The sequence below is a fragment of the Elioraea sp. Yellowstone genome (assembly GCF_006704265.1).
In the GTDB taxonomy this organism is placed as follows: Bacteria; Pseudomonadota; Alphaproteobacteria; order Acetobacterales; family Acetobacteraceae; genus Elioraea.
In genome coordinates, this window is the sequence record NZ_VIKA01000095.1 from 1 (window position 1) to 12,666 (window position 12,666).

Consider the following 12,666-nt stretch of genomic DNA (forward strand, 5'->3'; position numbering starts at 1 on the left):
CGCCTGAGCCGCGCCGCCGGCGCCGCCCCCGGCCCCCAGAGCGTCTCGACCGTGCGGGCGATGTGCGCGCGCATCGCCGTCTCCGCCGCCTCGGCGTCGTGCGCGGCGAGGGCGGCGAAGATCGCCTCGTGCTCGGCCATGGCGAGTTCGGGCCTGAGCCGCATCGTGCGCATGCGCGCCTGGGTGATCAGGAAGTAGCCGCGCAGGCCGCGCACGGCGTTGGCGAGGAACACGTTGTCGGCCGCCTTCAGCACCAGGGCGTGGTAGCGGTCGTTCGCCTCGACCAGCGCCTCGCGGTCGAGCGACTCGGTGGCGCGGCGGAGCTCGGCGAGGATCGCCTCCAGCGCGGCGAGATCGGCCGGGCCGATGCGCAGCGCGGCCAGACGCGCGGCAATGCCCTCGAGCGCCGCCCGGATCAGGCCCATTTCGTGCGCCTTCTCGGGCGCGAAGGCGACCCAGGTGCCGCGCCGCGGCTGGGTCACCACCATGCCCTCCTGCTCGAGCCGTTTCAGCGCCGCCTTGATCGGGCTGGTCGAGACGCCGAGCGCGGCCGAGAGCGCGCGTTCCGAGAGGCGCGCGCGCGGCGCCAGCCGGCCGGCGGCAATGTCGTCGCGCAGCCGCCGATAGACCTGCTCTGCGACCGGCACCGACGCCTCCTGCGCCGGCAGGGCGGCGGCGCGGCGGTCGGAGGTGCGCGCGAAACTCGCCATTGCGCACTGATGTATCAGGTGGCAGTCTCGTGTTCAATGCGGCACGATGCATGGCGTCGGGTCGCCAGACCACGAAGAACGACGGAGGAGACATGTCCAGGCATCTGCTCGCGGCCGCCGCCGCCCTCGCGATCGCCGCAGCGCCCGCCGCGGCGCAGGAGTGGCGCGGCTGGAACATCCACGTGCCCGACTATCCGAACAGCAAGGGGCTCGACCGGTGGGCCGAGCTGGTGGCCCAGCGCACCAGCAACCGCATCCGCATGCGCATGTTCCACTCCGCCCAGCTCGGCCAGCAGGACGAGGCGATCCAGCAGCTCCGCCTCGGCGCGATCGACGTCGCCAACTTCAACATCACCCCGCTGAACAACCTGGTGCCCGAGACCCAGGTGCTGACCCTGCCCTTCATCTTCCGCGATGTCGGCCACAGCCACCGCGTGGTGGACGGGGCGGTGGGCGACGCGATCGCACGCGAGATCGAGGCCAAGCTGAACATGGTGGTGGTGAGCTGGTTCGATGCCGGCGCGCGCTCCGTCTATACGCGCGACCGGCCGGTCCGCACGCCCGCCGACATGCGGGGCCTCAAGATCCGCGTGCAGACCTCGGATCTCTTCATCGACCTGATGCGCGCCCTCGGCGCCAACCCGGTGCCGCTGCCCTTCGGCGAGCTCTACACCGCGCTGCAGACGGGCGTGGTGGACGGGGCGGAGAACAACTGGCCGTCCTATGAGAGCCAGCGCCACTTCGAGCACGCCAAGTACTACTCGACCACCGAGCACTCGAACGTCCCCGAGATCGTGGTGGTGAACAAGCAGCGCTGGGACCGGCTCTCGGCCGCCGACAGGGAGATCGTGCGGGCGGCGGCGCGCGAGGCCTCCGCGCTGCAGCGCCAGCTCTGGGCGGAGCGCGAGAAGGCGAGCCGCGACAAGGTGGTGGCCGCCGGGGTGGTGGTGACCGAGATCCAGGACCGCCGGCCCTTCGCCGAACTCATGGAGCCGCTCTACGCCAAGTATGCCGGCACGCCGAACCTGAAGGCGCTGGTCGAGCAGATCCGGGCCACGCGGTGAGCGGAGGGCGCGCGTGAGGGCGGCGGTCGCCGCCCTTTCGGCGGCGCTCGATGCACTGTCGCGACTGGTGGTCGTCACCGCGGGGGTGGCGCTGATGGCCCTGGTTGCGGCAACCAGTTGGATGGTGTTCGGCCGTTACGTTCTGAACGACACGCCGACCTGGGTCGAGCGCTGGGCGTTGCTTTCGATCCTCTATATCGCGCTCCCGGTGGCGGCGGTCGGTATCCGCGAGCGGTTCCACATGAGTGTGGAGATCGTGCTGGTCGCGCTGCCGCCGGGCCTCCGCGGCGCCGTCCGGATCACGACGGACCTGCTGCTGTTCGGCCTTGGCGTGGTGATGATGCTGCACTCCTGGGTGCTGGTGACGCAGATGTGGGCGTTCAACATTCCGCTCGTCGGCCTGCCCCAGGGGCTGCAGTTCCTGCCGATGACGATCTGCGGCGGACTGATGGCGCTGTTCGTCGTCGAGCACCTGCTGCGCCGCCTCGCGGGGCTGCCGCCGCTCGGCAATCCCGCGCTCGGCCTGGACTGACCGGCGATGACACTGATCGTGCTGTTCGGCAGCTTTGTCCTCGCCCTCGCCATGGGCATGCCGGTCGCCTTTGCCATGGCCGGCGCGGCGGTTGCCGGGTTCTGGTGGGACGGCGTGCCGCTCGCGGTGGTGTTCCAGCAGATGACTTCGGGGATGAACTTCTTCTCGCTGCTGGCGATCCCGTTCTTCATCTTCGCCGGCGAGGTGATGCTGCACGGCGGCATCGCGCAGCGCCTGGTCGATCTCGCTGCCGCCGCCTTCGGCTGGCTGCGCGGCGGGCTCGGCGTGATGAATGTGTTCGACTCCATGCTGTTCGGCGGCATCTCCGGCTCGGCGGTGGCCGATGTCTCGGCACTCGGGTCGGTCGTGATCCCGATGATGCGCAAGAAGGGCTACGACACCGACTATGCGGTGAACGTGACGATCACCTCCTCGATCGCCGGCATCATGATCCCGCCCAGCCACAACATGGTGCTCTACTCGCTCGCCGCCGGCGGCGGTGTCTCGGTCTCGGCCCTGTTCATGGCCGGCGTGGTACCTGGCGTGATGATGTGCGTGATCCTGGCCGTCGCGGCCTATCTGGTGGCGCTGCGGCGCGGCTATCCGGCCGAGCCGTGGGGCGGAGTCCGGCGCCTGATCGTCGCCTTCCTGCTCTCGGTGCCCGGGCTGATGACGGCGGTGATCATCCTCGGCGGCGTGCTCTCGGGCATCTTCACCGTCACCGAGAGCGCCGCCTTTGGCGCGGCCTGGGCGCTCGCGGTCACGCTCATCGTGTATCGTGGCCTGTCATGGAACGCTTTCGTCACCACGGTTGCGGCGGCGGTGCGTACCACCAGCATGGTGCTGATCCTCGTCGGGGCCGCGACCGCCTTCGCCTGGGTGCTCGCCGCGCACCGCGTGCCGGAGCAGCTGCTCGCGTTCATGACCGGCCTCTCCGACAAGCCCTGGGTGATCTTCCTGCTGGTCAACCTCGCCTTCCTCGCCCTCGGCTGCATCATGGACATGGCGGCGCTGATCCTGATCTGCACGCCGATCTTCCTGCCTGTGGTGCAGCAGCTGGGCATGGATCCGGTCCAGTTCGGCATGGTGATGATGATGAACCTGGGCCTCGGTCTGACCACGCCACCCGTCGGCGCCTGTCTGTTCGTCGGCTGCGCCATCGCCAAGGTGCGCATCGAGAGCGTGGTGCGCACGATCTGGCCGTTCTGGGGCGCGATCGTCTTCGCGCTCGCGCTCACCACCTACTGGCCGGCGGTATCCCTGACGCTGCCGCGGCTGACGCTCGGCTACGGCGGATGAGGCGGCCCCCCGGCCGGAAGGACATCGATGATCGAGATCCGCGTGCTGAACCCGGACCTGCGCATGGCGCTCGGCGAGGGCCCGGTCTGGGACGAGGCGCAGGACCGCGTCCTGGTCGCCGACATCCTCGCCTGCACCATCACGGCCCTGTCGCTGCACGGCGCGGTGCTGGACGTCTGGCACTTCCCCTCCGAGGTCGGTTCCTTCGGCCTCTGCCGGTCGGGCCGCTGGATCGTCGCGCTGCGCCACGCGGTGGTGCTGTACGACTGGCGCACGCGCCGCATCGAGCCGTTCTGCACGCCAGGCCCGATCCCGCCATACGGCCGGCTGAACGACGGCAAGGTCGGCCCGGACGGCGCCTTCTGGGTCGGCTCCATGGACGAGCGCGCGCAGCGCGGGCCGGTCGGCCGGCTGTTCCGCATCGCGCCCGACGGCAGCTGGCGCGAGATCTGCGACGGCCTGCTCACCTCCAACGGCCTCGCCTGGACGCATGACGGGCGGACCATGCTGCACACGGACAGCGGCGCGCCCTGGATCGACGCCTGGGACTTCGACCCGGATGCCGGTACGGCAACGAACCGCCGCCGCATCGCCACGCCCGATGCGGATGCGATCGGCCGGCCCGACGGCGCGGCCTTCGACACGGCGGGCCGCTACTGGTCGGCCGGCGTGCGCAAGGGGCGCATCAACCGCTTCCGCACCGACGGCACGCTGATCGACAGCCTGCCGTTCCCGGCCCTCGGCATCACCATGCCGTGCTTCTGCGGCCCCGACCTGCGCACGGTGGTGTGGAGTTCGTTGCGTACCCCGCTCGGTGCAGAGGGCATCGGCGCAAGCCCGCTCTCCGGTGCACTGTTCGTCATGCGTTCGGACGAGCCCGGCGTGCCCGTCGCACGGTTCGCCGACTGAACGAGGAGGTGGAGATGACGGTTCCCGCCAAGCCCGTGCTGCTGACCGGCGCCTCCGGCGCGCTCGGGCGGCAGCTGACCCGCTTTCTCGCCGAGGCGGGCTGGACGCTGCGGCTGACCGACATCGCACCGTTTCCCGACCCGGTGCCGAAGGGGGCGACCTTCACGAAGGCGGACCTGAACGACGGTGTGGCGATCCTGCGCCTCGCCGAGGGCTGCGGCGCGATCCTGCATTTCGGCGGCGTCTCGGTCGAGCGTCCGTTCGAGGAGGTGCTCGGGCCGAACATCCGCGGCCTCTACCACGTCTACGAGGCGGCGCGCCGCGAGGGCGCGCGCGTGGTGTTCGCCTCGTCCAACCACACGATCGGCTTCCACGAGCGCAGCGAACCGCTCGATCACGACTGCGACTTCCGCCCCGACGGCTATTACGGCCTGGCGAAGGCCTATGGCGAGCTGATGGGCCGGCTCTACTGGGACAAGCACGGTGTGGAGAGCGTGTTCCTGCGCATCGGCAGTTCGGTGCCGGAGCCGGTGAACAACCGGATGCTCTCCACCTGGCTCTCCTATCCCGATCTCTGCCGCCTGGTGGAGCGCTCCGTGCTGGCCGAACGCGTCGGCTGCGCGGTGATCTGGGGTGCCTCGAACAACAGCCGGACCTTCTGGCGCAAGGATGCGCGCGCGCGCATCGGCTGGGCGCCGCAGGACAGCGCGGACACCTTCGCCGGGCAGCTCGCGGGCAAGGTCAGCGGCGATCCGGTGGAGGAACGCTACCAGGGCGGGCCGTTCTGCGCGATCGAGTACAGCCGCAGGGAGCCGAGTCCGAAGGATCTGTTCGAGGACTGAAGGTGAGGTGGGGGGACGACGCTGGTCCTCCCCCTGCTGCGGGCGTCGCTCCCGCTGGACGCGACGTGCGCCTCATACCAGCCCGCCGAAGGTTTGACCTTCGGCGGGCTGGTATGGGGTCATGTTCGCGCGCGGCCGCCCCACCAGCCCCGCGCGCGATACCCTCCGCACAAAGGTCGAGCCTTTGTGCGGAGGGTATCAAGCGTCCATCTTCAGCGCGGCCAGGAACGCCGTCTGCGGGATCTCGACCTTGCCGAACTGGCGCATGCGCTTCTTGCCTTCCTTCTGCTTCTCCAGCAGCTTGCGCTTGCGCGTGATGTCGCCGCCGTAGCACTTCGCGGTGACGTCCTTCGACAGCGCCGAGATCGTCTCGCGCGCGATCACCCGCCCGCCGATCGCGGCCTGGATCGCGATCTTGAACAGCTGGCGCGGGATCAGCTCCTTCAGCTTCTCGCAGATCGCCCGCCCGCGCTTCTCGGCCTGGCTGCGGTGCGCGATGAACGAGAGCGCATCCACCGGATCGCCGTTCACCAGGATGGTGATCTTGACGAGATCGGCCTCGGCATAGCCGTCCATCGCGTAGTCGAAGGACGCGTAACCTCGGCTCACCGACTTCAGCCGGTCGTAGAAGTCGAACACGACCTCGTTGAGCGGCAGGCGATAGACCGCCATCGCCCGGTTGCCGACATAGGTGAGATCCACCTGCTGGCCGCGGCGTTCGTTGCAGAGCGTGAGGATCGCGCCGAGATAGTCGTCGGGCACGAAGATCGTCGCCTTGATCCAGGGCTCCTCGATGTGGTCGATCACGGAGCCGTCCGGCATGTCGGCCGGGTTGTGCAGCTCCATCACCGTGCCGTCGGTCCTGTGGATCCGATAGACCACCGAGGGCGCGGTCGCGATCAGGTCGAGATCGAACTCGCGCATCAGCCGTTCCTGGACGATCTCGAGGTGCAGCAGGCCGAGGAAGCCGCAGCGGAAGCCGAAGCCGAGCGCGGCCGAAGTCTCGGGCTCGTAATGGAACGAGGCGTCGTTGAGGCGCAGCTTGGCGAGGCTCTCGCGCAGCTTCTCGAAATCGTCGGCGTCGGTCGGGTAGAGGCCGCACCACACCACCGGCACCGAGGGCTTGAAGCCGGGCAGCGGCTCGGCGGCTGGATTGCGGTCGTCGGTGATCGTGTCGCCGACCTTGCAGTCCGCCACCGTCTTGATCCCGGCGGTGATGTAGCCGATCTCGCCGGGGCCGAGATCCTCGACAGGCACCATCTTCGGCGTGAAGATCCCGGTCGCCTCCACGGTGTGCACCGCGCCCGTGCTCATGAAGCGGATGCGCTGGCCCTTCCGCAGTCGCCCGTCCTTGACCCGGACCAGGATCACCACGCCGAGATAGGCGTCGTACCAGCTGTCGACCAGCAGGGCCTTGGTCGGCGCGGCGGCGTCGCCCTGGGGCGGCGGCAGCCGCGTGACGATCGCCTCCAGCACGCCCTCGATGTTCAGCCCCGTCTTGGCGCTGATCATCACCGCGTCGTCGGCCGGCAGGCCGATCACGTCCTCGATCTGCGTCTTCACCCGGTCGGGCTCGGCGGCGGGCAGGTCGATCTTGTTCAGCACCGGCACGATCTCGTGGCCGGCCTCGATCGCCTGATAGACGTTGGCGAGCGTCTGCGCCTCCACGCCCTGGGACGCGTCCACCACCAGGAGCGAGCCCTCGCACGCCGCGAGGCTGCGCGACACCTCGTAGGCGAAATCGACGTGCCCCGGCGTGTCCATCAGGTTCAGCTCGTAGGTGTTGCCGTCCTTGGCGGGGTAGATCAGCCGCACCGTCTGCGCCTTGATGGTGATGCCGCGCTCGCGCTCGATCTCCATCGAGTCGAGCACCTGGTCCTTCATCTCGCGCTCCGAGAGCGCGCCGCAGGCCTGGATCAGCCGGTCCGCGAGCGTGGACTTGCCGTGGTCGATATGCGCGATGATCGAGAAGTTGCGGATCAGGTGGAGCGGCGTGTCTGTCATGGGTCCGGGCGTCGCGCGCCAAGGGGCCGCGGCGGAATGGCCGGCGGGCCGTCGGGGGGTGACTTAGGCCAAACGGGACGGATTTCAAAGCGCGGCGGCGGCATTGACAGCCGCGTGAGCCGCCGCGGAGGCTTGGGGCACGGGCAGGAGGGGACGCGATGGCCGAGGGCGACGGGCAGGGCAGCGGCAGGAAGCGGCTGAGGAGCCGGCAGTGGTTCGACGACCCGGACGATCCGGGCATGACCGCGCTCTATCTCGAGCGCTACCTGAACTACGGGCTGACGCGCGAGGAGCTGCAGTCGGGGCGGCCGATCATCGGCATCGCCCAGACCGGCAGCGACCTCGCCCCGTGCAACCGCCACCACCTCCAGCTGGCGTCCCGCGTCAAGGACGGCATCCGCGACGCGGGTGGCGTGCCGATCGAGTTCCCGATCCACCCGATCCAGGAGACCGGCAAGCGCCCGACCGCGGCGCTCGACCGCAATCTCGCGTATCTGTCGCTGGTCGAGGTGCTGCACGGCTACCCGATCGACGGCGTGGTGCTGACCACCGGCTGTGACAAGACCACGCCCGCCTGCCTGATGGGCGCGGCCACCGTGAACATCCCCGCGATCGTGCTCTCCGGCGGGCCGATGCTGGACGGGTGGTGGAACGGGCGGCTCGCGGGCTCCGGCACCGTGATCTGGGAGGCGCGCAAGCTGCTCGCCACCGGCCAGATCGACACCGAGCAGTTCATGCAGATCGCCGCCTCGTCGGCGCCCTCTGCCGGGCACTGCAACACCATGGGCACGGCGCTGTCGATGAACAGCCTCGCCGAGGCGCTTGGGATGAGCCTGCCGGGCTGCGCCGCCATCCCCGCGCCCTATCGCGAGCGCGGCTGGATGGCCTACGAGACCGGCCGGCGCATCGTCGCCATGGTGCGCGAGAACCTCCGCCCCTCCGACATCCTGACCCGCGCGGCGTTCGAGAACGCGATCGTGGTGGCCTCCGCCATCGGCGCCTCGTCGAACTGCCCGCCGCACATCATCGCCATCGCCCGGCACATGGGCGTGGCGCTCGCGATCGAGGACTGGCAGACGATCGGCGCCGACATCCCGCTCCTGGTGGACTGCCAGCCGGCCGGCCGGTTCCTCGGCGAGCGGTTCCACCGCGCCGGCGGCGTGCCGGCCGTGATGAAGGAGCTGCTCGATGCCGGCCGGCTGCATGGCGCGGCGATGACCGTGACGGGCCGCACCGTTGCCGACAACCTCGCCGCGGTGCCGGAGCCCGATCGCGAGGTGATCCGCGCCTATGCCCGCCCGCTGAAGGAGAAGGCCGGCTTCGTCGTGCTCTCCGGCAACCTGTTCGACAACGCGGTGATGAAGGTGAGCGTGATCGACCCCGAGTTCCGCCGCCGCTTCCTCGCCGATCCGCCGGACGTGTTCGAGGGCAGGGCCGTGGTGTTCGAGGGCCCGGAGGACTACCACGCGCGCATCGAGGACCCCGCGCTCGGCGTCGACGAGCGGACGATCCTGGTGATCCGCAACTGCGGGCCGGTCGGCTATCCGGGCTCGGCGGAGGTGGTGAACATGCAGCCGCCGAAGGCGCTGCTCGCCAGGGGGATCGCGGCCCTGCCGACCATGGGCGACGGGCGGCAGTCCGGCACCTCGGGCAGCCCCTCGATCCTCAACGTCTCGCCCGAGGCGGCCGTCGGCGGGGGCTTGGCCCTGCTGCGCACCGGCGACCGGGTGCGGATCGACCTCGATGCGCGCCGCGTCGATGTGCTGATCGACGAGGCCGAGCTCGCCGCGCGCCGCGCCGCCTGGACGCCGCCCGCACTCGCGCACAAGACGCCGTGGGAGGAGATCTACCGCGCGATGGTCGGCCAGCTCGGCACCGGGGCCTGCCTGGAGCCGGCGACGCTCTACCTGAACATCGTCGAGACGCGGGGCGAGAGCCGGCACAGCCATTGAGCCCGGGCGGCGCCGAAGCGGCCCGCGGCGCCGCGGCCGATGCCCTCTGCGTGATGCCGGGCGCCCGGACGTCTGATCGAGATGGATGCGACGGACTGTCCGGCCGGGTGGCGCGGCGCGGCCCCGTCCCGACCTGTGCCGGAGCTGGCGCGGTCCGGAACCCGTCGGACTCGCGCCCACGCGGCGGCACGCTTCACGATGCCCCCCTCGGCCCCCGCGCGCGATCCCCTCCGCACGAGGGACAAGCCCAGGCGCGGAGAGGACCCGTGCGCGGAGAGGATCAGTTCCACTTCGAGCGGTACCAGCGCGGCATCTCGTCCGGGTAGGGCGTGAACTCGAGATCCCGCGTGTGCGCGTAGTAGGAGACGTAGGTGAACAGCGGCAGCCAGTAGGCCTGCTCGGTCGCGCGCCGGATCACGTTGCGGTATGCGGCGAGCCGCTTCTCGGTGTCGTTGGTCGATCCGCCCTCCTCGAGCCAGCGATGGATGTCCGGATCGCGCGAGTAGTCGTCGCTGGCGCCGCGGCCCATCCAGTTCGGCATGATCGCCGAGACGTCGTTGATCGAGTAGCTGCCCCAGCTGCCCATGTAGAGCGGCGTGGTGCCGGCCCAGGAGCGCTGGATCGCCGCCTGCACCTGGAGCTGGCTGACGCGCGCGCGGATCCCGACCGCCTGGAGATAGGATTGCACCGCCGCCGTCCACTGTGTCGGCTGGATGTAGCTGACGAGCTCCGTCTCGAACCCGTCCGGATAGCCCGCCTCGGCGAGGAGCTGCTTCGCCTTCGCCGGATCATACGCGTACACGACGGCCGCCTCCTGGTCGCAGCCGAACTGCGTCGGGTAGCAGGGCGCGGCCGGCACGCGCGAGCCGCCGCGCACGAGCTGCCTCGCGATCGTCTCGCGGTCGATCGCGTGCCAGATCGCCTGGCGCACCTTCTGCTTGGTCAGCGGATTGCCCTCGCCGGTCCGCCCGGCGGCGTCGATCGAGAGATAGGCGATGCGCATGGTCTCCTGCTGCTGCGCCGTGAGGCGCGGATGCTGGCGGATGCGCTCGAACTGGTCGGGGTTGAAGTTCCAGATCCAGTCGGCGCGGCCGGCGAGGAGTTCGGTCATCTCGGTCGCCGCGTCGGGCACGTAGCGGATCTGGATCCTGCCGATCGCCGGCCGCGGCTTGGGCGCGCCCTCGTAGTAGCCGTCCCAGCGCTCGAGATCGACCTGCTTGGCCTGGTCGACGCGGACGATCCGGTACGGCCCCGTGCCGACCGGGGCGCGGCTGAAGCCCTCCGCGCCGACGCGCTCGCGATAGGCCTTCGGGTAGATCGGCGTGACGAAGGCGAGGTACTGCAGCGCGGCCGGGAACGGCGCCTTCAGGTGCAGGCGCACGGTGAAGTCGTCGACCTTCTCGGCCTCCCTGATCCAGGAGTAGTTCGCCGGGGTCGCGACCTTGCTCTCCGGATTCGACACCAGGTTCAGCGTGTAGACCACGTCCTCGGCGGTGAACGGGTCGCCGTTGTGGAACCTGACGCCGCGGCGCAGGTCGAACTCGATCGTGACGTCGTCGATCTGGCGCCAGGCCGTGGCGAGGGCCGGCTTGATCACGAACCCGTCCGGATCGCGATAGACCAGCCCGTCGAAGGTCTGGTGCGCCAGGATCAGCCCTGCGCGCAGCGAGTTGTAGTAGGGATCGACATTGGTGACGGTCGAGCGCTCGACCACGCGCAGCGTGTCGGCGGATTTCTGCGCCAGTGCCGGCAGGGCGAAACCGGCAAGCAGCGTGGCGGCGAGCAGGGCACGTCGGAGCGTCATCGTCGCTTCTCCCGCAGCGTCTGGATCGGACCGGGATGCTAACCCCCGCCGGTGCGGGGTCACAAGGGATGCGGCCTCGGGACGAGAGGACGCAGGGTCCCTTCCCACGCTCCTCCTGCCTTGATCTTACGCGAGCGCATCCATCGCCGCCTGCACCCCGCCCCGCCCGTGCGGGATGCCGAGATCGCGCAGGCTCATCTCCACCGCGCCGAGCGTGCCCAGCACCATCGGCTCGTTCAGGTCGCCGAGATGGCCGATGCGGAACACCCGTCCGCCCAGCGCGCCGAGCCCGCCGCCGAGCGAGACGTTGTAGCGCCCCGCCGCATGGCGCCGCAGCGCCTCGGCGTCGTGGCCGTCCGGCATCAGGATCGCGGTGACGCTGTTCGACTGGCGCTGCGGATCGACGCAGTAGATCTGCGGCCCCTGGTTGCCCGACCAGGCGCGCACGGCGGCGCGCACCGCGCCGCCCAGCCGCGCGTGGCGCGCGAACACCGCCTCCAGCCCCTCCTCCTCGATCAGCCGCAGCGCCTCCGCGAGGCCGTGGAACATCTGCGTCGGCACCGTGCCGACGAAGCTGCGATGCGGCCGCGTCATCATGACCGACCAGTCCATGTAGTGTCGCGGCAGCCGCGCCCTGCGGTGCGCCTCCATGCCCTTCGCGCCGACGGCGGTGAAGGCCATGCCGGTGGGCAGCATCAGCCCCTTCTGGCTGCCGCCCACCGCGAGGTCGATCCCCCACTCGTCCATCCGGAACGGCATCGAACCGAGCGAGGAGATCGTGTCGGCCAGCAGGAGCGCCGGATGCCGCGCCGCATCGATCGCGGCGCGGATCGCCGCCGGCGGCACCGTCACTCCCGTGGAGGTCTCGTTGTGCACCAGGCAGACCGCCTTGAGCGCGTGCGCGGCATCCGCGCGCAGCGCCGCCTCGACCGCGGCCGGATCGACGCCGCGCCGGCGATCGGCCGCCACGGTCTCGACCTCGAGGCCGAACTTGCGCGCCATCTCGGTCCAGGACTCCGAGAAGTAGCCGGACTCCAGCATCAGAAGGCGGTCGCCCGGACTGAACAGGTTGACGAGGCTCGCCTCCCAGGCGCCGTGGCCGGAGCTCGCCATCATGAACACCTCGCCCGAGGTCCCCAGGATGCGCTTCAGCCGTGCGGTGCAGTCGCGCACCAGCGCGATGAACGCCTCCTCCATGAAGTCCTGCGCCGGCCGGTCGATCGCGCGCAGGATCGAATCGGGGATGTTGGTCGGGCCGGGATTGGCGAAGAACTGGCGGCCGCGAGGCTTCGGCATGGGGGCTCCTGGAGGGGGAATGCTGCGGGACCGATGCGACCCTTCCCGACTCCGCGCGCGGGCGCAAGCGCCCGCCGGGTGTCGCGCCGCGTGCGGGGCTGCTATCGTCGGTGCATGACGGTTCCGCGCCTCGTCCTGGCCGCCCTGGCCGCCTCCCTGGTCGCGTCCGCGGCGGTCGCGCAGGCGAACTGGCCGACCGGGGGCCAGCGCGGGCTGGCGCGTCTGACCGTGCCGCCCGCCGCCGGCGGGGAGGT

At 70.4% G+C, this 12,666-nt stretch carries 10 protein-coding genes; 6 read left to right on the top strand and 4 right to left on the bottom strand.

Annotated features, from left to right (window positions below):
- Positions 1-710 (bottom strand): GntR family transcriptional regulator (locus FK498_RS12985; RefSeq protein ID WP_141855220.1); only part of this gene is annotated, 710 nt, incomplete at its 3' end.
- A gap of 92 nt (positions 711-802) precedes the next feature.
- On the opposite strand from FK498_RS12985, the gene FK498_RS12990 reads away from it, so the two are divergent.
- The 5 genes from FK498_RS12990 to FK498_RS13010 are packed head-to-tail and all read left to right on the top strand — an operon-like array spanning position 803 to position 5,356.
- Entirely contained in the window at positions 803-1,774 is a 972-nt protein-coding gene (locus FK498_RS12990; protein ID WP_141855222.1) for a TRAP transporter substrate-binding protein, read from the top strand.
- Positions 1,775-1,787: 13 nt separating this feature from the next.
- A complete protein-coding gene (locus FK498_RS12995; RefSeq protein WP_141855224.1) occupies positions 1,788-2,306 on the top strand; it encodes a TRAP transporter small permease in 519 nt (172 codons plus the stop codon).
- A 6-nt stretch (positions 2,307-2,312) separates the two neighbouring features.
- Entirely contained in the window at positions 2,313-3,605 is a 1,293-nt protein-coding gene (locus FK498_RS13000; RefSeq protein WP_141855226.1) for a TRAP transporter large permease, read from the top strand.
- 27 nt (positions 3,606-3,632) lie between these two features.
- On the top strand, positions 3,633-4,514 hold the full coding sequence (locus FK498_RS13005) for an SMP-30/gluconolactonase/LRE family protein (protein ID WP_141855228.1): 882 nt from the start codon (positions 3,633-3,635) through the stop codon (positions 4,512-4,514).
- A 14-nt stretch (positions 4,515-4,528) separates the two neighbouring features.
- Positions 4,529-5,356: an NAD(P)-dependent oxidoreductase gene (locus FK498_RS13010; protein WP_141855231.1), complete on the top strand. Its 828-nt coding sequence runs from the start codon at positions 4,529-4,531 to the stop codon at positions 5,354-5,356.
- A gap of 198 nt (positions 5,357-5,554) precedes the next feature.
- Here the strand turns inward: FK498_RS13010 and lepA are convergent, their stop codons facing one another.
- Complete coding sequence (gene lepA / locus FK498_RS13015) at positions 5,555-7,360, bottom strand: translation elongation factor 4 (RefSeq protein WP_141855233.1); 1,806 nt, start codon at positions 7,358-7,360, stop codon at positions 5,555-5,557.
- Between the two features lie 158 nt (positions 7,361-7,518).
- Here lepA and FK498_RS13020 point away from each other — a divergent pair, with 158 nt between their 5' ends.
- Complete coding sequence (locus tag FK498_RS13020) at positions 7,519-9,312, top strand: IlvD/Edd family dehydratase (protein ID WP_141855235.1); 1,794 nt, start codon at positions 7,519-7,521, stop codon at positions 9,310-9,312.
- Between the two features lie 280 nt (positions 9,313-9,592).
- Here the strand turns inward: FK498_RS13020 and FK498_RS13025 are convergent, their stop codons facing one another.
- Positions 9,593-11,116 carry an ABC transporter substrate-binding protein gene (locus FK498_RS13025; RefSeq protein WP_141855237.1) on the bottom strand — a complete coding sequence of 508 codons (1,524 nt, stop codon included), beginning with the start codon at positions 11,114-11,116 and terminating at the stop codon, positions 9,593-9,595.
- Positions 11,117-11,242: 126 nt separating this feature from the next.
- Positions 11,243-12,412: an alanine--glyoxylate aminotransferase family protein gene (locus FK498_RS13030; RefSeq protein WP_141855238.1), complete on the bottom strand. Its 1,170-nt coding sequence runs from the start codon at positions 12,410-12,412 to the stop codon at positions 11,243-11,245.
- Between the last annotated feature and the right edge of the window lie 254 nt (positions 12,413-12,666).